General features: G+C 68.2%; 21 protein-coding genes. 13 read left to right on the forward strand and 8 right to left on the reverse strand.

The annotated features are described in order from the left end of the window. Together SMCB_RS09695 and SMCB_RS09700 are read right to left on the reverse strand one after the other, a co-directional pair. On the reverse strand, positions 1–441 hold the full coding sequence (locus SMCB_RS09695; protein WP_045536647.1) for a type II toxin-antitoxin system VapC family toxin: 441 nt from the start codon (positions 439–441) through the stop codon (positions 1–3). Further along, positions 438–695, reverse strand: coding sequence for a FitA-like ribbon-helix-helix domain-containing protein (locus SMCB_RS09700; protein ID WP_045536649.1), 258 nt, complete (start codon positions 693–695; stop codon positions 438–440). The genes SMCB_RS09695 and SMCB_RS09700 overlap by 4 nt, the downstream gene beginning before the upstream one ends. Before the next feature lie 368 nt (positions 696–1063). On the opposite strand from SMCB_RS09700, the gene SMCB_RS09705 reads away from it, so the two are divergent. Together SMCB_RS09705 and SMCB_RS09710 are read left to right on the forward strand one after the other, a co-directional pair. Beyond that, positions 1064–1894: an ABC transporter permease gene (locus SMCB_RS09705; protein WP_045536651.1), complete on the forward strand. Its 831-nt coding sequence runs from the start codon at positions 1064–1066 to the stop codon at positions 1892–1894. A 41-nt stretch (positions 1895–1935) separates the two neighbouring features. Next, entirely contained in the window at positions 1936–2748 is an 813-nt protein-coding gene (locus tag SMCB_RS09710; RefSeq protein WP_045536653.1) for a metallophosphoesterase, read from the forward strand. 21 nt (positions 2749–2769) lie between these two features. Here SMCB_RS09710 and SMCB_RS09715 read toward each other — a convergent pair whose 3' ends face one another. Then, positions 2770–4065, reverse strand: a complete 1296-nt coding sequence (locus SMCB_RS09715; protein WP_231851196.1) for an MFS transporter — start codon at positions 4063–4065, stop codon at positions 2770–2772. A gap of 131 nt (positions 4066–4196) precedes the next feature. Here SMCB_RS09715 and SMCB_RS09720 point away from each other — a divergent pair, with 131 nt between their 5' ends. From SMCB_RS09720 to secF, 7 genes are all read left to right on the forward strand, one after another. Continuing rightward, entirely contained in the window at positions 4197–4676 is a 480-nt protein-coding gene (locus SMCB_RS09720) for a universal stress protein (protein ID WP_045536655.1), read from the forward strand. 80 nt (positions 4677–4756) lie between these two features. After that, positions 4757–5446 carry a dienelactone hydrolase family protein gene (locus tag SMCB_RS09725; protein ID WP_045536657.1) on the forward strand — a complete coding sequence of 230 codons (690 nt, stop codon included), beginning with the start codon at positions 4757–4759 and terminating at the stop codon, positions 5444–5446. Between the two features lie 185 nt (positions 5447–5631). Next, a complete protein-coding gene (locus tag SMCB_RS09730) occupies positions 5632–9291 on the forward strand; it encodes an indolepyruvate ferredoxin oxidoreductase family protein (RefSeq protein ID WP_045536658.1) in 3660 nt (1219 codons plus the stop codon). A gap of 69 nt (positions 9292–9360) precedes the next feature. Continuing rightward, positions 9361–10326, forward strand: coding sequence for a DMT family transporter (locus SMCB_RS09735; RefSeq protein WP_045536659.1), 966 nt, complete (start codon positions 9361–9363; stop codon positions 10324–10326). A gap of 162 nt (positions 10327–10488) precedes the next feature. Next, the gene (gene yajC, locus SMCB_RS09740; protein ID WP_045536660.1) at positions 10489–10806 is read left to right on the forward strand and encodes a preprotein translocase subunit YajC; all 318 of its coding nucleotides are present in this window, start codon (positions 10489–10491) and stop codon (positions 10804–10806) included. A gap of 77 nt (positions 10807–10883) precedes the next feature. Then, on the forward strand, positions 10884–12782 hold the full coding sequence (gene secD, locus SMCB_RS09745; protein WP_045536661.1) for a protein translocase subunit SecD: 1899 nt from the start codon (positions 10884–10886) through the stop codon (positions 12780–12782). A gap of 20 nt (positions 12783–12802) precedes the next feature. Further along, a complete protein-coding gene (secF, locus tag SMCB_RS09750; RefSeq protein WP_045536663.1) occupies positions 12803–13756 on the forward strand; it encodes a protein translocase subunit SecF in 954 nt (317 codons plus the stop codon). 9 nt (positions 13757–13765) lie between these two features. Here secF and dprA read toward each other — a convergent pair whose 3' ends face one another. Together dprA and SMCB_RS09760 are read right to left on the reverse strand one after the other, a co-directional pair. Beyond that, positions 13766–14986: a DNA-processing protein DprA gene (gene dprA, locus SMCB_RS09755; RefSeq protein ID WP_045536665.1), complete on the reverse strand. Its 1221-nt coding sequence runs from the start codon at positions 14984–14986 to the stop codon at positions 13766–13768. A gap of 6 nt (positions 14987–14992) precedes the next feature. Then, positions 14993–16234 carry a LysM peptidoglycan-binding domain-containing protein gene (locus SMCB_RS09760; protein WP_045536667.1) on the reverse strand — a complete coding sequence of 414 codons (1242 nt, stop codon included), beginning with the start codon at positions 16232–16234 and terminating at the stop codon, positions 14993–14995. Between the two features lie 229 nt (positions 16235–16463). On the opposite strand from SMCB_RS09760, the gene def reads away from it, so the two are divergent. Genes def through SMCB_RS09780 form a run of 4 tightly spaced genes read left to right on the forward strand, consistent with a single transcriptional unit; the run spans position 16464 to position 19126 of the window. Further along, positions 16464–17030, forward strand: coding sequence for a peptide deformylase (gene def / locus SMCB_RS09765; RefSeq protein ID WP_045536669.1), 567 nt, complete (start codon positions 16464–16466; stop codon positions 17028–17030). A 14-nt stretch (positions 17031–17044) separates the two neighbouring features. Continuing rightward, on the forward strand, positions 17045–18028 hold the full coding sequence (gene fmt, locus SMCB_RS09770; protein WP_045536671.1) for a methionyl-tRNA formyltransferase: 984 nt from the start codon (positions 17045–17047) through the stop codon (positions 18026–18028). 1 nt (position 18029) lies between these two features. After that, positions 18030–18794, forward strand: a complete 765-nt coding sequence (locus SMCB_RS09775; protein WP_045536672.1) for an AzlC family ABC transporter permease — start codon at positions 18030–18032, stop codon at positions 18792–18794. Next, positions 18791–19126 carry an AzlD domain-containing protein gene (locus SMCB_RS09780; RefSeq protein ID WP_045536673.1) on the forward strand — a complete coding sequence of 112 codons (336 nt, stop codon included), beginning with the start codon at positions 18791–18793 and terminating at the stop codon, positions 19124–19126. The genes SMCB_RS09775 and SMCB_RS09780 overlap by 4 nt, the downstream gene beginning before the upstream one ends. A gap of 29 nt (positions 19127–19155) precedes the next feature. Here the strand turns inward: SMCB_RS09780 and SMCB_RS09785 are convergent, their stop codons facing one another. The 3 genes from SMCB_RS09785 to SMCB_RS09795 all read right to left on the reverse strand — a co-directional run bounded on the left by SMCB_RS09785 (position 19156) and on the right by SMCB_RS09795 (position 23750). Continuing rightward, positions 19156–21075, reverse strand: a complete 1920-nt coding sequence (locus tag SMCB_RS09785) for an ATP-binding protein (protein ID WP_052468493.1) — start codon at positions 21073–21075, stop codon at positions 19156–19158. Further along, on the reverse strand, positions 21072–21611 hold the full coding sequence (locus tag SMCB_RS09790) for a putative pterin-binding protein (RefSeq protein ID WP_082027348.1): 540 nt from the start codon (positions 21609–21611) through the stop codon (positions 21072–21074). Before SMCB_RS09790 ends, SMCB_RS09785 begins: the two co-directional genes overlap by 4 nt. Before the next feature lie 69 nt (positions 21612–21680). Then, a complete protein-coding gene (locus SMCB_RS09795) occupies positions 21681–23750 on the reverse strand; it encodes an ATP-dependent helicase (RefSeq protein ID WP_045536674.1) in 2070 nt (689 codons plus the stop codon). Between the last annotated feature and the right edge of the window lie 38 nt (positions 23751–23788).

The raw sequence follows: 23788 nt of genomic DNA on the forward strand, positions 1-23788 counted from the left end.
TTATGCGCAGCTGCTTGCCCAAGGGTTGAGAACGCCGAGGCCTTCAATGCCAGCAAAGTCGGTCAGGTTGCGGGTCACAAGGGTGGCCTCGTGAATCAGCGCCAAGGCGGCTATTTGCGCATCGGCGTGGCCGATGGGACGGCCCGCCCGGTGGCGCTGCGCTTTGACCTGCGCGTAGCCCTGCGCGGCAGCGGCATCGAAGGTCCACAAGCGGCCGGCAAAGTCCTGCTCAAACATGGTGGCGGCCGCCGCCTGCAACGCACGTTGGCGTTGCCCTGAGGGCATGAGTGCCAGCCCAGCCTCAATTTCGGCCATGGTGATGGCGCTGGTGTACAGACCGGCTGGCGTCTGGCGCTCCATCCAAGCAAGCACGGCGGCATCGGGTTGAGGGCGCATCAGCTCCGACAGCACGTTGGTGTCCAGCAGGTAGCGCGCCGTCATGGGTCAAAGTGGGGGAGTTCGCGCTCGGTGCCTTCGCGCCGATCGCTCGGCTGCCAATCGTCTCCAGCCACACCTTGGAAGCGCTGGCGCACACGCTGCAACCAAGCCGCGCCGTCGTTCTGTGCGGGCGTTTCCAAGACTTGAGCCAAGATCACACGCGCTTCTTGCTCCATAGACCACCCGTGCTGTGCCGCGCGCAGGCGCAAGCGCTGCTTGAGGCGGTCGTCGAGATTGCGGATGGTGAGCGTAGGCATGGCGGGTTCTGAAGCAGCGCTACGAGCAGTGTAGTTGATGCATGCATTGCAAGCAATGCTCACAGCGCAATTTTCACGCCCATGCTCTTATGGGGCTGGGGCGCTGGGGGCGGTCGGCCGATTTTTGGCCGCGCAGCGGACGGCATGAGGCCGGCCGCCCCCAGCGCCCCAGCCCCAGCCCTTACCCCACCCCCTTGCCGACGAGCGAAACCCATAAAATAAAACCCACCCCTCAGTCCGGCCAAGTGCAAAGTTGTGACCCAATAAGTTGTGACCCACCCCCCGATTTCGTGAACCCAACTTCCGATGCCGCTACAACCCACCTCAAACACCCTGTCACGGCGCACACCCCAAACCCGGCAGCAAGGATGAGCGCCCTGCCCGCTCGCAACCGCAGCCACTGGCGCGCCCCGCAGCTGTCTTGGCGGTTTTGGCCCGTGTTCCAGCGCAACCTGCTGGTCTGGCGCAAGCTGGCGCTGCCCAGCCTAGTGGGCAACATCGCCGAACCGCTGATCTGGCTGCTGGCCTTTGGCTACGGCATGGGGATGCTGGTCGGGCAGGTCACCGTCAGCGGCCCCGACGGGCTGCCGCTGGCCGTGCCTTACCTGCTGTTTCTGGCCAGCGGCGCGATTTGCATGAGCGCCATGAACGCCGCCAGCTTCGAGGCCCTGTACTCGGCCTACTCGCGCATGCAGGTGCAAAAAACCTGGGACGGCATTTTGAACGCGCCGGTCACGCTCGACGACATCGTGCTGGCCGAAATGCTCTGGGCGGCGTTCAAGGCGCTGTTCACCGTCTGCGCCATTTTGGGCGTGATTCTGCTGCTGGGCATCAGCCAGGCCCCCAAGCTCTGGCTGGCGCTGCCGGTGCTGCTGCTGCTGGGCATCGCCTTCAGCTGCTTGGCGCTGATCTTCAATGCGCTGGCGCAGGGCTACGATTTTTTCACCTACTACTTCACGCTCTTTCTGACGCCGATGATGTTTTTGAGCGGCGTGTTTTTTCCGCGCGAGCAACTGCCCGCCGTGGTGTATGCCATCTCCGAGCTGCTGCCGCTGACCCACGGCGTGGCGCTGGTGCGGCCCTTGTTCCTGAACCAATGGCCCAGCGACGCCGCGCTGCACTTGGCCGTGCTGGCCCTCTACGCCGTGGCCGCGTTCTGGATTGCGCTGGCGCTCACGCGCAAACGCTTCGCGCGCTGATAGACTGGCAGGGTGGATAAAAGCATCGCCGCCAAAGCCCCATGCTGATCGCCCAGCTCTCCGACCTGCACCTGCGCGCCGCGCCGCCCGTAGGCGCGCGCGTGGACACCGCCGCGCTGCTGCGCGCTTGCGTGCACGACCTGTGCGCGCGCCAGCCCACCCCCGATCTGCTGCTGCTCAGCGGCGACCTGAGCGACAGCGGCAGCGCCGCCGACTACGCCTTGCTGCGCCAGCTGGTGCAGCCGCTGCGCACGCTGGGCGTGCCCGTTTTGCCGCTGCTGGGCAACCACGACCAGCGCGCGGCGCTGCGCCTAGCCTGCGCCGACTGGCTGCAGGCCTGCCAGCGCCTGCACCCCACCTTTGTGCAGTACGTGTGGGAGCACCCGGCGCTGCGCCTGGTGGCGCTCGACACCGTGGCCGAAGGCTGCGCGCACGGCGAACTGTGCGCGCAGCGGCTGCACTGGCTGGAGCAGGCGCTGGCGGCCAGCCCCCAGCCCACCTTGCTGCTGCTGCATCACCCACCCTACGCCACCGGGCTGGCCGAGATGGACGACATGGCGTTGCGCCAAGGCGCGGATGCGCTCGAAGCGCTGCTGTGGCAACACCCGCAGGTGCAGGCGCTGCTGTGCGGCCACCTGCACCGCGTCACGGTCACGCGGGTGGCGCACACGCTGGCCATCAGCGCACCCTCGACGGCGCACCAGATCGCACTCGACCTGCGCGCCGACCAACCCGCGCGCTACCGGCTGGAGCCGCCCGGCTACCTGCTGCACCGCTGGCACGGCCAGCGCCTGCTTACCCACACCGTGGTGGTGGGCGACTTTGGCGCGCCGCAGGATTTCGACACGCTCTAGCAGGCCGTGGTGGCAGCAGCGCTATTGCAGCGGCGGCTCCGCCTCCCGGTCAGCGCCCTCGGGCCCCGGGTCTTCGAGCAGGCGCGAGCGCTGGCTCCAGCGCAAGGTCAGGGTGGCCAAGCACAGCGCCGACAGCGCCGCCAGCGACACCGACAGCGGCACCCCCACCCAGTGCGCCAGCTTGCCCCACGCCGCCGCGCCCAAGGCGGCGCCGCCCATGAGGGCCATTTGATAGACCGAAATGGCGCGCGCGCGCACCCAGTCGGGCATCGCAAACTGGGCCGCCACGTTGAGCGTGTTGGCCACCGCGATCCACGCCATGCCGGCCACGAACATGGCCAGCAGCGCCGCCCACAGCCCCGGTGCCCAGGTCACCACCAGCATCGCCAGCGCCTGCAGCGCCATGCCGGCCCAGACCATGAACGCGCGGCTGTGCCCCCGGCGCAGGCGCGGCAGGTACAGCGCCGACAAAATAGCGCCACTGCCCATGGCCGCCAGCAGCCAGGTAAAGGTGCTGGCGCTGGCGCCCTCAAAGCGCAGCGCCAGCAGCGGCAGCAGCCCGATCAGCGCCGCCGAATGGAAAAAAAACAGCCCCACTTGCAGATAAGCCAGCCGTAAACGCGGCGATTCGGCGACGAAGCGCACCCCAACGCGCAGCGCGCTCCAGAAAGGCTCGCGCGGCGCCGGCTTGGGGCACACGGGGCTGCGCCAGCGCCAGATCAGGGCGGCGCAGCCCACCGCCAGCAGCGCATTGAGCGCAAACACCCACTCGCTGCCCAGCGCCGCAATGATCAACCCGGCCAGCAGCGGGCCGACGATGCGCGAGACGTTCATCGACACCCCATTGAGCGCCAGCGCAGCGGGCAGTTGGGCGCGCGGCACCAGGTGCGGCATCAGGGCGGCATATACCGGCCAGCGCAGCGCCAGCCCGATGCCATTGGCAAACACCAGCGCCAGCAGCAGCGCCGGCGTGAGCGCCTCGAGCTTGACGGTCAGCACCAGCAGCAGCGCCACCAGCGCCGCCCAAACCTGCGTCAGCAGCAGCAAGCGGCGGCGCTCAAGGGCATCGGCTAGCACGCCGCTGGGCAACCCGAGCAGCAGCACCGGCAGCGTGGCGGCGGTCTGCACCAGCGCCACCCACGCAGGCGAGGTGGTGAGCGTGGTCATGAGCCAAGCGGCGGCCACGTCGTTCATCCACAGGCTGATGTTGGCCGTCAGCCAAGTGATCCACAGCAGAGCGAAGGGGCGCTGCTGCAACGGGGCCAAGGCGGCCAAACCCAAAGGCGGGCGGGCGCTGGGTGCAGAGGAGTCGGGCATCGGCTGCATTGTCGCTGCACCGCGCACAACGCGCCGCCACACGCTGCAATTTGCGCGACGCAGCACAACCGCCAGAAGGCGGCCAGCGATGCGCTACAGTTGAGGCCAAACAATCATATGGAGTGCATGGCATGAAATGGCTGATCCCGGTGGATGGTTCCGAGTTGTCGTTCGAGGCGGTGGCCTACGCCGTGCGCATGGCGCAGGCCGGGCTGGCCTGCGAGCTGGTGCTGGTCAACGTGCAAGAGCCGGCCACTTTTTATGAACTGGTGACCTTGCACGACGCCGAGGCCATCGAGCGCCTGGCCGAGGCCGCCGGGCAAGATCTGCTGGCTGCAGCCGAAGCCCAAGTGCGCGCCGCGCAACTGCCCTACAGCACCCACGTGCGCATGGGCGAGCCGGTGGCGCTCCTGCTCGAGGTGCTGGAAGAGGAAGGCTGCGATGGCGTGATCATGGGCAGCCACGGCCGCGGGCTGCTCGGGCGCACCTTGCTGGGCTCGGTGTCGCAGCAGATGCTGCAGCACGCCCCGGTGTCGGTGACTTTCGTCAAGCACGCCGCCCAACCCGAGTCCGATTCCGAGCCCGATTCCGAGCCCGATTCCGACTCCTAATCCGCCTCCGCCTCGGGGGGCGAATGAGCTTTGCGCTCCCCACCCATGATGCAACCTCAACCCCAGCCCAGGAGACCCGCATGAGCGCATTCGTCGATCTGAAAGCCGCCGACGGTTTTGTCTGCCCCGCCTACATGGCGCAGCCCGCGGGCGCCCCGCGCGGTGCGGTGGTGGTGCTGCAAGAGATCTTCGGCGTCAATTCACACATCCGCGCGGTGGCCGACAGCTACGCAGCTGCCGGCTACGTGGCCTTGGCGCCATCGACCTTTCACCGGGTGCAAGCGGGGGTGGAACTGGGCTACACCGACGCCGACATGCAGGCCGGCTTTGCCCTCAAGCTGCAGGTCGATGCCCTGCCCGCACCGGGCGTGATGGCCGACATCCAAGCCGCCATCGACACCTTGGTGTTGGCTGCCGGGGTCAAGGTGGGCATCGTGGGCTACTGCTGGGGTGGGTTGCTCACTTGGCGCAGCGCCTGCCAGCTCAACGGTCTGTCGGCTGCCGTGCCCTACTACGGCGGCGGCATGACGGTGGGCGCCGACGCCGAGCTGCAACCCCGGTGCCCGGTGCTGGCGCACTTTGCCGAGCAAGACAACTGGATCCCGCAGAACACCGTGCAGGCCTTCAAGGCGCGCCACCCGCAGGTGCAGGTGCACACCTACAACGCCCACCACGGCTTCAACTGCGACCAGCGCGGCGCGCACCACGCCCCGTCGGCCGCGCTGGCGCGCGAGCGCACGCTGGCCTTTTTGGCGCAGCACTTGGGCTAATCCCCATGGGTCAAGGGTAAACGCCTAAGCCCGAGCCGCCCGTAGGGCGGTTTTTTTTGGCGACAATCTGAGCCAACCGGCAGCCACCAGCGATCCTGGGGGTTGCCGCAGCGCACCCACCACGGCGGCGGGTGAACGGTAACTGGCGGCCTACCCGGCCGGCCTTGGCGACAGGAGACAAACCCATGAACGCACCCTTGCCCGAAGCGGTTCGGCGCGCCCTTGCCAGCGTCAGCCTAGACGACAAATACACGCTGGACCACGGGCGTGCCTTCATGAGCGGGGTGCAAGCGCTGGTGCGGCTGCCCATGCTGCAGCGCCAGCGCGATTGGCAACTGGGCCGCAACACCGCCGGCTTCATCAGCGGCTACCGCGGCTCGCCGCTGGGCGGCTACGACCAGGCGCTGTGGAAAGCCAAGGCGCACCTAGCCGCGCAGCAGATCGTGTTTCAGCCCGGCGTCAACGAAGAACTGGCCGCCACCGCGGTCTGGGGCACGCAGCAGCTCGGGTTTGCACCGCCCGGCAGCCAGCGCCACGACGGCGTGTTTGGCCTGTGGTACGGAAAAGGCCCAGGGGTGGACCGCAGCGCCGACGTCTTCAAGCACGCCAACCTGGCCGGCACCACGCCTTGGGGCGGCGTGATCGCGGTGGCCGGTGACGACCACGTCGCCAAAAGCTCGACCGCCGCGCACCAGAGCGACCACATCTTCAAGGCCTGTGGGCTGCCGGTGTTCTTCCCCGCCAGCGTGCAAGAAATCCTCGACTTCGGGCTGCACGCCTGGGCCATGAGCCGCTTTGCCGGCGTCTGGGCCGGCATGAAAACCATCCAAGAGATCGTTGAGTCGAGCGCCGTGGCCGAGATCGACCCGGATCGGGTGCGCATCGTGGCGCCCGAGTTCGAGCTGCCCCCCGGCGGCGTGCACATCCGCTGGCCCGACGCGGCGCTGGAGCAGGAAGCGCGCCTGATGGACACCAAGTGGTACGCCGCGCTGGCCTATGTGCGCGCCAACCGGCTCAACCACAACGCGATCGAGGGCCCGCACGACCGCTACGGCCTCATCGCCAGCGGCAAGGCCTACAACGACACCCGGCAGGCGCTGCGCGACCTCGGGCTCGACGACGCCACCTGCCGCCGCATCGGGCTGCGGCTGCACAAGGTGGGCGTGGTCTGGCCGCTGGAGGCGCAGACCACGCGCGAGTTTGCCACCGGGCTGCGCGAGATTCTGGTGGTGGAAGAAAAGCGCCAAGTGATCGAATACCAGCTCAAAGAAGAGCTCTACAACTGGCGCCCCGACGTACGCCCCGACGTGCTGGGCAAGTTCGACGAAGTCGGGGCCGACCACAGCGGCGGCGAGTGGTCGATGCCCAACCCGAGCGCCAACCAGCTGCTGCGCGCCAACGCCGACCTGACGCCGGCGCTGATCGCCCAAGCGCTGGCGCGGCGCTTGGCGCGCCACGGCCTGCTGCCCGAGGGCAGCGAAGTGGCGGCGCGGGTGCAGGCGCAGCTCGAGCGCCTGCAGGGCCAGGCGCGCGCCTTGCAGGTGCTCCATGCCGACACGCCGCTGGCCGAGCGCCAGCCCTGGTTTTGCTCCGGCTGCCCGCACAACACCAGCACCCGGGTGCCCGAGGGTTCGCGCGCCATGGCCGGCATCGGCTGCCACTTCATGACCATCTGGATGGACCGCTCCACCATCGGCTTTACGCAGATGGGGGGCGAGGGCGTGCCGTGGGTCGGGCAGCAGCCCTTCAGCCACGAGTCGCACGTCTTTGCCAACTTGGGCGACGGCACCTACTTTCACAGCGGCCTGCTGGCGATCCGCCAGTGCATCGCCGCCAATGTCAACATCACCTTCAAGCTGCTCTACAACGACGCCGTGGCCATGACCGGCGGCCAGCCGCTGGGTGAGCGCGCCGAAGGCCACCACGTGCTGCAGATCGCGCACAGCCTGCAAGCCGAAGGGGTGGCGCGCCTGACCGTGGTCACCGACGAGCCCGAGAAATACCGCGGCGCCCTGCACACCACCGTGGGCGGCAGCACGCTGCGGCTGCCGGCCGGGGTGGCGGTGGAGCACCGCGACCAGCTCGACCGCATCCAGCGCGAATTCCGCCAGCTGCCCGGCACCACCGTGATCTTGTACGACCAGACCTGCGCCACCGAAAAGCGGCGCCGGCGCAAGCGCGGCACCTTGGCCGACCCGGCGCGGCGCGTGCTCATCAACCCGGCCGTGTGCGAGGGCTGCGGCGATTGCGGCGTGCAGAGCAACTGCCTGAGCATAGAGCCGCTGCAGACCGAATTCGGGCGCAAGCGCCAGATCAACCAGAGCAGCTGCAACAAGGATTTTTCCTGCCTCAAGGGCTTTTGCCCGAGCTTCGTCACGGTCGAGGGCGGGCAACTGCGCAAAAGCGCCCCGGCGGGTGCGCTGCCGGCGCCCGAGGCGCTGGGGGATGTGCCTGAGCCGCCGCTGCCAGCCTTTGATGCCGCCGGGCCGGGCAGCGTCTATGGCATCGTGGTGGCCGGGGTCGGCGGCACCGGGGTCATCACCATCGGCCAGTTGCTGGGGGTGGCGGCGCACCTCGAGGGCAAAGGCGTGGTCACGCAAGACGCCGCCGGCCTGGCGCAAAAGGGCGGCGCCACCTGGAGCCATGTGCTGCTGGCTGTGCAGCAGAGCGACATCTGCACCACCCGCGTCGGCAGCGGCGCGGCCGATTTGATTCTGGGCTGCGACGCCATCGTCGCCGTCAGCAAAGAAAGCCTGGCCCGCCTAGGGCCGGGGCGCACGCGGGTGGCCCTGAACGGCCACGTGAGCCCGACGGCGGCCTTTGTGCGCCAACCCGACTGGCACAACCCGGCCAGCCAGTGCCAAGCCACGCTCGAACGCCTGCTCAGCCCCGAGGCGGTGGCGCCGCTCGACGCCGAGGCCTTGGCCACGCGGCTGCTGGGCGACGCGCTCTACCTCAACCCGCTGCTGCTGGGTTTTGCTTGGCAAAAAGGCTGGTTGCCGCTGCGGCGCGAGTCGCTGCGGCGGGCGATCGAGCTCAACGATGTGGCAGTGGCCAAAAACCTGGCTGCGTTTGAATGGGGCCGCTGGGCGGCGCACGACGGCGCGCGGCTGCAGGCGCTGCTGGCGCCGGCGCAAGCCATCGCGCTGCACCCGCGCCCCGGCCTCGAGGCGCTGCTGCAGCGGCGCAGCGAATTTTTGCGCGCCTACCAGAACCCGGCCTACGCGCAGCGCTACAGCGACTTCGTGCGCCGGGTGCAGCAGGCCGAGGCCGCGGCGCTGGGTGCGGGCACAAGCGCCCTGAGCGAGGCGGTGGCGCACAACCTGTTCAAGCTCATGGCCTACAAAGACGAATACGAGGTGGCGCGCCTGCACAGCGACCCCGCGTTTTTGCGCCAGATCGGGGCCCAGTTCGAGGGCGATTTTGCGCTGCGCTTTCACCTCGCGCCGCCGCTGTGGGCGCGCCGCGATGAGCGCGGCCTGCCGATCAAGCGTGCCTTCGGGCCGTGGATGCTCACCGCCTTCAAGGGCTTGGCGCGCCTCAAGGGCCTACGCGGCACGGCCTTCGACCCCTTTGGCCGCAGCGCCGAGCGGCGCGAGGAACGCGCCCTGATCGGCCAGTACCAAGAGCTGATCGAAGAACTGCTGCCGAATCTGAACCCCGCGCGCAAGGCGCTGGCGCTGCAACTGGCGGCGCTGCCCGAAGGCATCAAGGGTTTTGGCCACGTCAAGGCGCGACACTTGGCCGCCGTGCGCCTGCGCTGGAGCGAGTTGCTGGCGCAGTGGCGCGCTGCCGGGCCGCTGCCGCCCGATGCGCCCGCACCCGGGGCATCCGCTCGACGCTGAACGCGCCACGCCCGCTGTTTGGCGTCCAGCGCCCCTTACACTTGCTGCTTTGGTTTAACGGGAGGCCTTATGGGGCTCGGGGTGGCCTTCGCCTTGCTGGCGGGGATGTTGTGGGGCTTCGTGTTTCTGGTGCCGCTGTTGCTGCCCGAGTACCCTGCCGCCTTGCTGGCCATGGCGCGCTACCTGGCGTTTGGGCTGCTGTGCCTGCCGCTGGCTTGGCTCGACTGGGGCGCGCTGCGCCGCCTGACGCGCGCCGATTGGTTGGCAGCGGCCAAGCTGGCCGCCGTGGGCAACTTGGCCTACTACACCTTGCTCGCCAGCTCGATCCAGGGCACCGGCGGGCCGCTGACCACGCTCATCATCGGCACGCTGCCGGTGGTGATCGCCATTGCCGCCAACCAGCGCAACGCCGCGCGCGACGGCCTGCTGCCTTGGCGGCGCCTGCTGCTGCCACTGGGCATCATGCTGCTGGGTATTGCGCTGGTCAATCAGGCCGAGATGACGCGACTGCTGCAACAGCCCGACGCCTCGCTCAGCGCCTACGCGATGGGGGCGCTGCTGGCGCTGGGCGCGCTGGCGTGCTGGACCTGGTACCCGCTGCGCAACGCCGATTGGCTGCGCCAGCACCCGAATCGCAACCCGCGCGTCTGGGCCACGGCGCAGGGCCTGGCCACGTTGCCCATGGCCTTGGTCGGTTTTGCGCTGGTCTGGGGCTGGATGGCGCTCAGCGGCAGCACCTTCCCCATGCCCCTGGGCCCGGATCCGCTGTTTTTCCTCTGGCTCATGCTGGCGCTGGGGCTGTTTGCCTCGTGGTGCGGCATTCTGTGCTGGAACCAGGCCAGCAAGCGCCTGCCGACCGCCCTGGCCGGGCAGCTGATCGTGTTCGAGACCGTGGCCGCCTTGATTTATATTTTCTGGTGGCGCGGCGAGTGGCCACAGGGCCTGACGGTGGCCGGCATGGTGTTGTTGTTGCTGGGGGTGTGGCTGGCGCTGCGCATCCGGCCGGTGCCGGCGGTGCGCCCGGCAGCAGTCTAGAGCAGGCCAGGCAGCGGCCGGATACGCTTCGTTGCGGCCGCAACGCCACGGCGTCAGCAAAAGCTGAGCGCGTATTTGCGCTGGGGGTTTAGAATGCGCGGTTGACACGGGCCCCACGTGGCCCGCCCGCAACCCCCACCCCTTTCACACAGGAAAGCCACCGTGTTTATTTCTCCCGCCTACGCCCAGGCCGCCGCCGGCGACACCACCAGCACCTTGGTCAGCCTGCTGCCGCTGGTGCTGATGTTCGTGGTGCTGTACTTCATCATGATCCGGCCGCAAATGAAGCGCACCAAAGAGCACAAAGCCATGGTCGCCGCGCTGGCCAAGGGCGACGAGGTCGTGACCGCCGGCGGCATGCTGGGCCGCATCACCAAACTGGGCGACGATTTCGTCACCTTGGAACTGACCAGCGGCGTCGAAGTCCAAATCCAGCGCAGCGCTGTGATGCAGTTGATGCCCAAGGGCACGGTTCAGTAAACGGCCTTGCCGTGTTTTTTCATCCAAAGGCTGGGCCCGTGCGCCCGGCTTTTGGGCTTTAACGGGGCCGCCCGCTCATGAACCGATACCCGCTGTGGAAGTACGTCACCATCGTGGTGGCGCTGCTGATCGCCCTTTTGTACGCGCTGCCCAACCTGTACGGCGAAGCCCCGGGGGTGCAGGTTTCCTCTGGCCAGCACGGCGTGCGCATCGACGCCGCCACCCTGACGCGCATCGAGCAGGCGCTGACCGAGCGCCAGATCAGCGCCCGCTCGCTGGTGCTCCAAGACCAGACCATCCAGGCCTTGTTCGACAGCGCCGAAACCCAGTTGCAGGCGCGCGACGCCATCGACCGCGCCCTCAACCCCGACCCGGCCCAGCCCACGCACGTGGCGGCGCTGAATCTGGTGCCGCAAACCCCACGCTGGCTGCAGCTGTTCAACGCGCAACCCATGTACCTAGGCTTGGATTTGCGCGGCGGCGTGCATTTTCTGATGCAGGTTGACATGCCCGGGGCCCTCGAGCAGCGCGCCGAGTCGCTGGCGCGCGACCTGCGCACCACGCTGCGTGAGCAAAACATCCGCCACACCGGCATCAGCCGCGAAGGCCTGGCGGTGACCTTGCGCTTTCGCGACGAGGCGGCGCTGGAAGCGGCGCTGCCAACCCTGCGCGAAAACTTCGCCGACCTGAGCTTCGAGCGTCAGCTGGTCGATGGCCAGATCAAGCTGATCGGCACCCTGAGCGCCGATGCCAGCAGCGCCATCCAGGCCAAGGCGATCCAGCAAAACATCCTGACGCTGCGCAACCGCATCAACGAGCTTGGGGTGGCCGAGCCGGTGATTCAGCAGCAAGGGGCAGACCGGATCGTGGTGCAGCTGCCCGGTGTGCTCGACACCGCGCGCGCCAAAGACATCTTGGGCCGCACCGCCACGCTGCAGCTGCGCATGGTCGATGAAAGCCCGGCCGGGCGCGCCGCCGAACGCGGCGAGGGGCCGGTGCCGCTGGGCTCCGAGCGCCACCTCGACCGCGAGGGGCGCGCCGTGATCACGCTGCGCGAAGTCGTGCTCACCGGTGAAAACCTGACCGACGCCCAAGCCGGCTTCGATGGCCAGACGCAAGAGCCAGCGGTGCACCTGTCGCTCGACGCCGCCGGGTCGCGCATCTTCCGCGACGTCACGCGCGCCAACGTCGGCAACCGCATGGCGATTTTGCTGTTCGAGCGCGGCCGCGGCGAGGTCGTCACGGCGCCCGTGATCCGCACCGAGATCGGCGGCGGCCGGGTGCAGATCTCGGGTCAGATGACCTCGCTCGAGGCGCAGAGCGTGGCCTTGCTGCTGCGCGCGGGCGCGCTGGCGGCGCCGATGGAGATCATCGAGGAGCGCACCGTCGGCCCGAGCCTAGGGGCCGAGAACATCCGCATGGGCTTCGAGAGCGTGCTCTACGGCTTTATGGTGGTGCTCATTTTCATGGTGCTCTATTACCGCCTGTTCGGCGCTTTCTCGAGCATCGCCCTGACCTTTAACCTGGTGCTGCTGGTCTCGGTGCTGTCGATGCTGCAAGCCACCCTGACGCTGCCCGGCATGGCGGCGATGGCGCTGGCCTTGGGCATGGCGATCGACTCCAACGTGCTCATCAACGAGCGCATCCGCGAAGAGCTGCGCCGCGGCGCCTCGCCACAGATGGCGATCAACAACGGCTACGACAGCGCCTGGGGCACCATTTTGGACTCCAACGTCACCTCGCTGCTCGCCGGGCTGGCGCTGCTGGCCTTTGGCTCCGGTCCGGTGCGCGGCTTTGCGGTGGTGCACTGCCTCGGCATCCTGACGAGCATGTTCTCGTCGGTGTTTTTCTCGCGCGGACTGGTCAATGCCTGGTACGGGCGGCAGAAAAAACTGAAATCCATCTCGGTGGGTACGGTCTTCTGGGAGCCGCCCGCAGCGGGCCCGTCCAAACCCGGCTCCCCAGCCGCCGACTGAAGCGCTAGAGGTTGCAAAAAATGGAATTTTTCCGCGTCAAAAAAGACATCCCGTTCATGCGCCATGCGCTGCTGCTGAACGCGATCTCACTCACCCTGTTTGCGCTGGCGGTGTTTTTCTTGGTCACGCGCGGGCTCAACCTGTCGGTCGAGTTCACCGGCGGCACGGTGGTCGAAGTGGCCTACCAGCAGCCCGCCGACCTCGAGGTGGTGCGCGGTGCGCTCGCCGGCTTGGGCTACGAAGAGGTCTTGGTGCAGCACTACGGCAGCGCGCGCGAGGTGCTGATGCGCCTGCCGCCGTTGCCCGGCGTGGGCGCGGGTGAGCAAAGCCAGTCGGTGCTGCAGGCGCTGCGCGCACACGACCCCACCGTGGAGCTGCGCCGCACCGAATTCGTCGGGCCCCAGGTGGGGCAGGAACTGGTCACCGACGGCATGCTGGCGCTGCTGTTCGTGATCATCGGCATCACGGTCTATCTGGCCTTTCGCTTCGAGTGGAAGTTCTCGATCGCCGCCATCGTCGCCAACTTGCACGATGTGGTCATCATCCTCGGCTTTTTTGCCTTCTTTCAGTGGGAGTTCTCGCTCGCCGTGCTGGCCGCCGTACTGGCCGTGCTGGGTTACTCGGTCAACGAATCGGTGGTGATTTTCGACCGCATCCGCGAAACCTTCAAGCGCCAGCGCAAGATGAGCACGCGCGAGGTGATCGACCACGCCATCACCAGCACCATGAGCCGCACCATCATCACGCACGGCACCACCGAGGCGATGGTGATCTCGATGCTGCTGTTTGGTGGCCCGGTGCTGCACTACTTTGCGCTCGCGCTGACCATCGGCATTTTGTTCGGCATCTACTCGTCGATCTTTGTGGCCACCGGCGTGGCCATGGCGCTGGGCATCAAGCGCGAGGATTTGATCAAGCCCGTGGCGCAGACGGTGGAAAACCCGGACGACCCGAACGCCGGGGCGCAAATTTAAGTTGGCACCTCAAGCCAGCGCTTGGCGCTGAAACAGGCCGCCGGGCAGGCGCCTGACCACCCCGCACAGCTCGAGTTCGAGCAACTGCGCTTGCAGCTCGGCCGTGGGCAAGCCGCAGCGCGCCTGCAGGGCGTCGAGCCCGACTGGGTCGTAGCCCAGAGCTTGCAAGAGCGCGTTTTCGGCCTCGACCGGCTGCCCCGCAGTTCCCGGCGCCGCTTTGCCCGCCCTAGCTGCGCCGGCTGGCGCTGTGGGCTTTGCTGGCTCGCGCGCGCCCAAGGCCAATACGCCCTGCGTGGGTTGGGTCGGGATGCGCTGCGGCCGCAGTTCGTCGAGCACGTCTTGCACCGTCTCGACCAGTTTGGCCCCTTGGCGGAGCAGGGCGTGGCAGCCACGCGATTGCGGCGCGTGGATTGAGCCCGGAATGGCAAACACCTCGCGGCCGTACTGCGCCGCCAGTTCGGCGGTGATGAGCGAGCCCGACTCGAGCGCCGCCTCCACCACCAGCGTGCCCAAGCTTAAGCCCGCAATCAGGCGGTTGCGCTGCGGAAAATGGGGCGCCAGCGGCGGCGTGCCCAGCGGGTACTCGCTCAGCAGCGCACCGTGCTCGGCGATGCGCCGCGCCAGCTCGAGGTGCTGCCGCGGATAGACCCGGTCCAGCCCGGTGCCCACCACCGCCACCGTGGGTGCACCGGCTTCGAGCGCGCCCAAGTGCGCTGCGCCGTCCACACCCAGCGCCAGCCCAGAGACGATACAAAACCCTTGCGCGCCCAGCTGCTGGGCAAAAGCATGGGCATTGCTGGCGCCCTGCGGGGTGGGATTGCGGCTGCCGACCACGGCCAGGGTGCAGGGCTGCGCCAGCGCGCTCAATTGGCCTTGCACATAGAGCAGCACCGGAGGGTCGGGGATTTGCAGCAGCGCCGCCGGGTAGTGCGGGTGCCCCAAACCGAGGCAGTAGCGGTTGGGCGCGCCGGCCAGCCAAGCCAAGGTTTGCTCCAGCACACGGCTGCCATGCACCGGCGGGCTTTGCAAGGCGACGGCCAGCCGTTCGCCCACCAGCACCTGCAGCGCTTGCGCCTCGGCCGCAAACACCGCTTGGGGCGAGCCCAAGGCCGCCAGCAGCTTGCGCGCCGTGGCCGCACCCACACCGGCAGTGGTGGTCAGGCGCAGCCAAGCGGCCAGTTCGGCAGTCGTGTCTGTGGCATCTGGATCGGCTGCGGGTTTGGCAGGCATGGATTTTCAGGGCGTTGCGAAATGGTCGCCGTTGCGCACCGCATCGCTCACCTGCAACACCAGCGCATAGGAGACGCGGTCGAAGGTGCGAAACACCATCATCAGGCCGTTGCGCTCGACCGGCAGCTGCAGCGTGGCGCGTGCGCTGTCGGTGCGGTCGACCACGGGCGCGGCGTTGCGCTGCAGGGCCAGCACGTGGCCCACCTCAAGCCCATCGCGGCTACCGCGGTTGAGCACCACCACTTGGTGTTGGCCGGCCAAGCGCTGCGCGTGGGCGTGGGTGCGCACAATGCGCCCAGCCAGCTGCATCTGTGGTGCACGGGGCACGTAGCTGGTGGGGGTGGTCTGCGCTGGTGTGGGTACCAGCCGGTCGCCGATGCGGATTTCGGTCAGGGCGGCGGTGATGTCGATCGTGGCCGGTTGCACCCGTTGTTCGGTCTGGCCATCGGCACGCGTGTGCATGCGCACGGTTTCGCTGCCCAGCAGCTGCGCCGTACCGATGAGTTGCGCTTCGTAACCCAGTTTTTCACCGTTATCGGGATCGATCAGGGGCTCGGCGTTGCGGTAGATGCGTTGCACCGGGTTGGGCTCGGTGAGCAACAACGGCGCGCCCTCGAGCGCGTCGAGCGCACCAAACTGTCCCCGGGCGTAGGCCCGATCGCCCTGGCTGAGCAGGGTACGGCCCTCTAGGGCGGCTACGATGCGCGGAGCGCGGGCGTGGGTGTCCGCACTCAAGAGCAGCGAGTCGTTGAGGAACGGAGCGATCACCTGCGCGGGAATGGCGGGCAGGGCGGCCTCGCCCAAAGCCTCGGCACGAATCCGAGGCGACAAACGCACCGTAGGCGGCGCTGCGCCGGCGTCGATGGCCAAGAAGGCGCGGTCGCCCACGCGCGTGAGCACCAGCACCTGACCGGGAAAAATCAGGTGTGGGTTGCGAATTTGCTCGAGGTTCATGCCCCACAGTTCGGGCCAGCGCCAGGGCTGGCGCAAAAACAGGGCCGAGATGTCCCACAACGTGTCGCCGCGGCGCACGGTGTGGCGCTCGGGCGCATTGGGCGCCAACGCCGACAGCGGCACCCCGGCTTGGGCCACTTGCTGCGCGGTGTCGCGCTGGGCCGGGCTGATGGGCAGGTTGGGAAAAGTTTGCGCGCCTGCCCACGCACTGGCCAGCAGCAAGGCAAGCGCGGGCACGGTCCGGCTGCAGTTGACGGTGCGATGTAAAGCGGCAGGTGCAGGTGTGGTTTGCATGTCTGGAGCCCCGTTGGCTACCCATGGTCCGCCAGCGCCGAATGCTGCGACCGTTGGGTGGTGATAATGGCAGGAAACGACTAGGACCGATTGTGCTTTAAGCACGCTGGTTCAGCCTTAGCCCATGAAGCAATCATAATAGCCGCATGTCGCGTGCAGCGACCGCCAAAAGTGGCGAAAATAACGATATTTTGTGGCCCCTGTTAGCGGCCCCGCGCCCCATTCCACGATGAACCCAGCCGAACTTTTACCCATCCTCAAGTACCCCGACCCACGGCTGCTGCGCGTGGCGCAGCCGGTGGCGGCGGTGGACGAGCGCGTGCGCACCCTGCTCGAGCGCATGTTTGCCACCATGTACGAGGCCAACGGCATCGGGCTGGCCGCCACCCAAGTGGATGTGCACGAGCGCGTCATTGTCATCGACGTGAGCGAGGCGCGCGACCAGCCGCTGGTGCTGATCAACCCCGAGCTGCTATGGGCCAGCCCCGAAACCCGCAAGGGCGACGAAGGCTGCCTGTCGGTGCCGGGCGTGTACGACGGCGTCGAGCGCGCGCTGGCGGTGCGCGTACGCGCGCTCGACGCCCACGGGCACAGCCGCGAGCTCGAGGCTGAGGGGCTGCTGGCGGTGTGCATCCAGCACGAGATGGACCATTTGCAGGGCAAGGTGTTTGTCGAATACCTGTCGCTGCTCAAGCGCACCCGCATCAAGGCCAAGCTGCTCAAAGCCGGGCGCGACGGCGAAGGCGAAGCCGAGCGCCCCAGCGCACGCACGGGCCGCCGTGCGGTGCCGCTCTGAATCCTAGGAGCCGCATGCGTGTGTTGTTTGCCGGTACGCCGGAATTTGCCGCGCTGGCCTTGCGCGCCGTGCTGGCCGCCGGGTATGAGGTGCCGCTGGTGCTCACGCAACCCGACCGCCCGGCCGGGCGTGGCCTCAAACCCCAGGCCTCGGCCGTTAAGCAGGTGGCGCTGGCACACGGCTTGGCGCTGGCGCAGCCGCGCAGCTTGCGGCTGGACGGCAAATACCCCGATGACGCCGCGCAGGCGCGCAGCGCCATGCAACAAGCCGCGGCCGACGTGGCGGTGGTGGCCGCCTATGGGCTGCTGCTGCCGCCCTGGGTGCTGGCGCTGCCGCGTCTGGGCTGCCTGAACATCCACGCTTCGCTGCTGCCGCGCTGGCGTGGTGCCGCCCCGATTCAGCGCGCGCTCGAAGCCGGCGACGCCGAGAGCGGCATCACCATCATGCAGATGGACGCCGGGCTCGACACCGGCCCCATGCTGCTGCGCCAGGCGCTGCCGATCACCGCCCACGACACCGCGGCCAGCCTGCACGACCGGCTGGCGCAGCTGGGCGCGCAGCTGGTGCTGCAAGCCTTGCAGCAGGCCGAGGCCGGCCGCTTGCAGCCGCAGCCGCAGCCCGAAGTGGGCGTGAGCTACGCGCACAAAATCGACAAGGCCGAAGCCCTGATCGACTGGCGGCACGAGGCAGCACAGATCGCGCGCCGGGTGCGCGCCTTCGATCCGGCGCCCGGGGCCAGCACCCTGCTCGGGGGCGCCACGCTCAAGGTCTGGGGCGCGCACGCGCTGCCAACGGCCCCGACCGGCCCCCAAGCGGCCGCACCCGGCACCGTGCTGGCCGCCGACGCCAGCGGCGTGCAGGTGCAGACCGGCGCCGGCGTGCTGGTGCTGACCGAACTGCAACGCGCCGGCGGCAAGCGCTTGGCGGCGGCCCCTTTTCTGGCCGGGCACGCGCTGGCGGTGGGCACCGTGCTGGGCGGCGCTGGCGGCGCTGGCTGAAATGTTCTGGCGCACCGACATCCGCCGCTGGCCCGAGTTCGCTGAGGGCGTGCGCGAGCAGACCACCGTCACCGCCGGGGTCGCGGCCTGGGGGCTGATGACCGGGGTGGCAATGGTGGCGGCGGGCCTGAGCCAGCTCGAGGCGGTGCTGATGACGCTGCTGGTGTTTGCCGGCAGCGCCCAGTTGGCGGTGCTGCCGCTGCTCACGGCGGGCGCGCCGCTGTGGGTGGTGCTGGCGGCGGCGTTTTGCGTCAATTTGCGCTTCGTGGTGTTTTCGGCCCATTTGCGGCCCTACATGATGCACCAGCCGCTGCGCCAGCGCCTGGTCACCGGCTACCTGACGGGCGATATGAGCTATGTGTTTTTTGTGCGCCGCTACCACGCCGTCGGCGCCACGCTCGAAGCCAAACAGCGCCAGATGGCCTACTTGGCCGGCCACTGCTGCGTCAATTACTTCAGCTGGATGGGCGCCAGTTTGCTCGGGGTGGCGCTGGCGCACACCATACCGGTGGCTTGGGGGTTGGGCTTTGCCGGCATTCTTGCTTTGATCGGGGTCGGCTGCTCGCTCGCCACATCGACGCTGCGAGTGGTGGCGGCCGGGGTCGCGGGGGCGGCGGCGGTGGCCGCTTTTGCCTTGCCGCTCAAGCTGCACATCGTGGTGGCCATCGCCGTCGCAGTGGCTTTTTGCTTGTTGATCGAGGCCCACGGCCCGCGCGCGCTGCGCCCGCAGCCGCCTATCCCACCCAACCCACCGAGCGCACCATGAGCGATTTCGACTGGCCCACCCTGCTGGCCATCGCCGCCTTGACGGTGGTGACGGTGATCACGCGCAGCTTTTTCTTTATCAGCGAGCGCGACTGGAAGCTGCCGCACTGGGCCGAACGCGGCCTGCTCTACGCCCCGATCGCCGCCTTGGCGGCCGTGGTGGCGCCCGAAGTGCTGCTGCTGGAAGGCCAGTTGATCGACACCTGGCAAGATGCTCGGCTGTTTGCCACCGCCGCCGGGGTGGCTTGGTTTTTTTGGCGTGGCGGCGTGCTGGGCACCATCGTCTGCGGCATGGCGGTGTTCTTGCCGCTGCGCTTGGGGCTGGGCTGGTAACAACGGGCCGGATCGGGCTAGGGCTGAGCTCAGATCGTCGGCATCGGCACGTGGCTGGGGCTCAGGCGGTTCAGGGTCTGCTCCAGCGCCAAGCGCTGCAGCGGTTTGCTCAAGAAGGCGTCCATGCCCGCTGCCAGCGCCTGCTCACCGGCCTCGTTCATGACGTCGGCGGTGACGGCAATGATCGGCACGCGGCCGCGCGCGCCGGGCAACTGGCGAATCGCCCGGGCGCAAGCCAGCCCGTCCATCTCGGGCATGTGGATGTCCATCAGCACCCAATCGAAATCGTGGCGCGCTGCCAGATCGAGCGCCTGCAGCCCGTTTTCGGCAAAGGTCGGCTGCAAGCCCATGCGCTCGAGCAATAGGGCCAGAAACTTGCGATTCACCGGGTGGTCTTCGGCCACCAGCACGCGCCGGCCCCTGCCCTCAGGAGGTGGCGCAGGCGCGCAGGGGATTGCCTGCGCTTGCTCTGCTAGGGTCGCTGCTTGCTCTGCTAGGGCCGCCGCTTGCTCCCGACACGACTGCAGGCTTGCCGCGTCGCTGCACAGGGGTGCCTCCCAAGTGAAGCTGAACACCGAGCCCTGCCCCAGCGCGCTGCGCAGCGCGATGTCGCCCCCGAGCAACTGCGCCAGCGTGCGCGAAATCTCCAGCCCCAACCCATTGCCGCCTTGGGGCCGGGTGCTGCTGCGGTCGGCTTGGGCAAAGCGCTGAAAAATCTGCTCATGCAGCAATGGGTCGATGCCGATCCCGGTGTCGCGCACCGTCAGCGTCCAATGCGCGATACCCCTTTGCTGCCGGCAATCGAGCGCCACGGCCACGCTGCCGCTGGGTGTGAACTTGATGGCGTTGCCCAGCAGGTTGAGCACCACTTGGCGCACGCGCTTGGGGTCGGTCAGCACGCAAGGCGGCAGATCGGGCCCTAGGCTCAGCGGCAGCTGCAGGTTTTTGCCCTCGCCGAGGGCGCGCAGCGAGCCGTGGCACTGCTGCACCAGAGCGGTTACATCGACCGGCTCCGGCTGCAGCTTGATCTGCCCCGCATCGAGCGCCGACAGGTCCAGCAGATCGTTCAAGATCGACAACAGATGCGCCGACGACTGCTGCGCCGTGCGCAACTGCTCGCGCTGCGCCGGCGGCAGCGGGCTGTCGAGCAACAAATCGAGCATGCCCAGCACGCCATTGAGCGGTGTGCGCAATTCGTGGCTCATATTGGCCACAAACTGGCTTTTGGCGCGGTTGGCCTGCTCGGCTGCGGTCTTGGCCTGCTGCAGCGCGCCGTTGAGCTCCTCGAGCTGCGCGCGCTCGCGCTGCAAGCGCTGGTGCCGCCCCCACGAGGCGGCGGCGGCCAGCAGCAGCAGCAGCACCTGAAAGGCCATCAGCAGGTTGATCCAGCGCTGCTGCGTGCGCACCTGCTCGAGCTTGTCGTCCATCAGGTGCGTCATCAGGCTGTTGGCCGCCAGGCTCAGCGCCTGCACCTCGGGGCCCAGCGCCTCCATGGTTTGCAACACCTGCTGCAACGCCGGCTGGTGGCGCTCGGGGTCGGCCAGCAATGGGTCGGCGCGCTCGAGCAAGGCTTTGATTTTGGGTGCGATGGTGTCGAACTCGGGGCGCTGGCGCAACACCGCGATCGTGGCGCCATCGTGCAGCAGGCCCACGCGGCTGGCAAAAATCTCGTGGCGCACCTGCAGCTGCGCCCAGTCGGCCTGCTCGGGTTGCACGAGGCTCAGGTGGAGCTGGTGGCGCAGCCGCAAAAACTCGCGCTCGAGCTGAAACGCAATGGCGGTGATGGAGTCGGCCTGCAGACGCGCCGTGTCTTCGATCGCTTGCGTCTGACGCACAAAAGCCGCCATCATGACGCTCAAGCCCAGCGCCATGGCGAAGGTGGTGAGCGCCAGCCATAAACCAAAACGGCGGCCGCCGGCGGATGGGGCCGGTCCGGCTGCAAGGCTCATTCGATCACTTCGATCGAACGCAATTGCCAAATCGAACGCTCATAAAAACGCGCGTTTTGCAAGCGGGGATCGGAGTCAAAAGGATAGATCACGAACAAGGGGCCGCGCGTGCGCACCGGCATCGGCTGCTCGTTCATGCGCGTGGCGATGATGACATCGAAGTCGCGCGCGTCGTGTATGGGGATGGTGATGCGGTAGTCGTTGAGCGCGGTGGCGTGCAGCCGCTGGCCGCGCGCCTGCACCAGCGCCAGCACATCGCGCAGCAGCGGGCCGCTGAAGCGCACCACGCCCTGCTCCCACGGCGTGCGGGTGGCAAAGCGGTGCTGCGGCAAGGCTTCGAGCATGGCCATATCGAACACCGCCGCCGAGCCCTGATTGGTCGCGCCGATTTGGCCGGTGATGGTCAGCACCACGCGCTCGCGCGGCCGCTCGAGGGCCTGAGCCGGCAGGGCAGCGGCGGCCAACAAGCCCAAGCCAAAGCCCGCTAGACCGAGGCCCGCACAAACTCGAAAGCAATAGGTGATAAAAACTTTCATGGCGTGTGCGCGAAATGGGGTTCGTTTATTCTAGTGAATCTTATTTGCGCTGGCCATCGGTTGTTTCCACTAGGGCGAAACCGGCGGGGCTGTACCGGCTCCGGGCTGCGCTTGGGCGCGCTGGGCAAATTCGGCGCGCAGCGCGCGCAGCTTGGCGCGCGGGTCCTCGCGCACCGGGGCGCTGTCGAGCTGCATGTCGGCGATGAAGCGGCTGGGCTGCCCCGGCACCGTCTCGCGCCCTTTTTTGCGCCGCTTGAGCCAGCTCACCACCAGCGTGTGCTGGGCCCGTGTGATGCCCACGTACATCAGCCGCCGCTCCTCTTGCAGGCGCTGCGCCAGCGCGGCGGCGTCTTCGTCGTCGGGGCGCATCGGCAGCAGCCCCTCGTTGACGCCCACCAACTGCACATGCGGCCACTCCAGCCCCTTGGCGGCGTGCAGGGTTGAGAGCGTGACCACGTCTTGCTCTTGCTGGCGGTCTTGCAAGGTGGTGATCAGGGCCACCGTCTGCGCCACATCGAGCATGGTCTGCGGTGCGCGCCCCGGCGCCGCCGCGTCGCCCGCGGCTGGGTCGGCGCAGCGCTGCGCCATCCAGTCGCAAAAATCGAGCACATTGCTCCAGCGGGCGCTGCCTTGCTGTGCGCTGTCGGCGTGGTCGAGCAGGTGCTGCTGGTAGCCGATGCCTTGCAGCCAGTCGGCCAAAAAGGCCGCCGCCGCTTCTAGTCCGCGGCAGTGGCGGGCGCGGTATTGCAAGTCATTCAGGCTGCGCCCAAACTCGTGCAGGGTGGCGAGGGCGCGCGCTGGCATGGCTGCGCTCAGGGAATGCGCAAACAGGGCCTCGTAGAGGCTGAGTTTGTATTGGCTGGCAAAGGCGCCCAGCTGCTGCAGCGTCTGGTGCCCGATGCCGCGCTTGGGGGCGGTGGCGGCGCGCAGGAAGGCCGGGTCGTCGTCCGGGTTGGCCATCAGGCGCAGCCAAGCGCACAGGTCTTTGATCTCGGCGCGCTCAAAAAACCCGGTGCCGCCCGAGACCTGGTACGGTATCTGCGCCTTGCGCAGCGCGGTTTCGAGCGGGCGCGACTGGTGGTTGGCGCGGTAGAGCACGGCAAAATCTTTGTAGGCCTTGTGCGCGCTGCCCGAGGCCGGGCCGCGCAGGCTCTGGATGCGCGCCACCACGCGCTCGGCCTCGTGCTCCTCGTGGTCGCAGGCTTGCAGGCGCACCGGCTCGCCCTCACCCAGATCGCTCCACAGCTGCTTGGGGTAGAGTTTGGGGTTGGGGGCGATGACGTGGTTGGCGGCGCGCAAAATGGCGCCGGTGGAGCGGTAGTTCTGCTCCAGCTTGATCACCTGCAGAGCGGGAAAATCCTGCGGCAGGCGCTTGAGGTTGTCCAGCGTGGCGCCGCGCCAGCCGTAGATCGACTGGTCGTCGTCGCCCACGGCGGTGAACTGGGCGCGCGCGCCCACCAGCAGCTTGAGCAGCTCGTACTGGGTGGCGTTGGTGTCTTGGTATTCGTCGATCAGCACGTGACCGAGCTGCGCCTGCCAGCGCGCGCGCACCTCGGGGTGGCGCTGCAGCAGCGCCAGCGGCAGGCCGATCAGGTCGTCGAAATCCACGCTCTGGTAGGCCGCCAGCCGCTCTTGGTACTTGGCCATGACGAGGGCGATCTGGCGCTGCGCCTCGTCGCCGGCCTGCGCCAGCGCCTGCGCGGCGTCGAGGCCGGCGTTTTTCCAGCCGCTGATGGTCCACTGCCAATGGCGCGCCGTGACCGAGTCGGTGCTGGCGCCGCAGTCTTTGAGGAGGGAGGCGACGTCGTCGCTGTCGAGGATCGAGAACTGCGGTTTGAGGCCCAGCGCCGCGCCGTCTTGGCGCAGCAGACGCACCCCGAGCGCGTGAAAGGTGCAAATCAGCACCTGCTGCGCGGCGCGGCCAGCCAGCGCGCGGGCGCGCTCGCGCATTTCGGCCGCCGCCTTGTTGGTGAAGGTGATGGCGGCGATGCGCTCGGGCACCATGCCCTGCTGCAGCAGGCGCGCGATCTTGTGCGTGATCACGCGCGTCTTGCCCGAGCCGGCCCCGGCCAGCACCAGACACGGGCCGCCGTGGTGCGCGACGGCTTGGAGCTGGGCGGGGTTGAGGCCGGAGGACATGGGCGTGGTGATGGGGGGCTGAGTTGTGCTGCGCGGAT

This window comes from Serpentinimonas maccroryi (genome assembly GCF_000828915.1).
GTDB lineage: Bacteria > Pseudomonadota > Gammaproteobacteria > Burkholderiales > Burkholderiaceae_C > Serpentinimonas > Serpentinimonas maccroryi.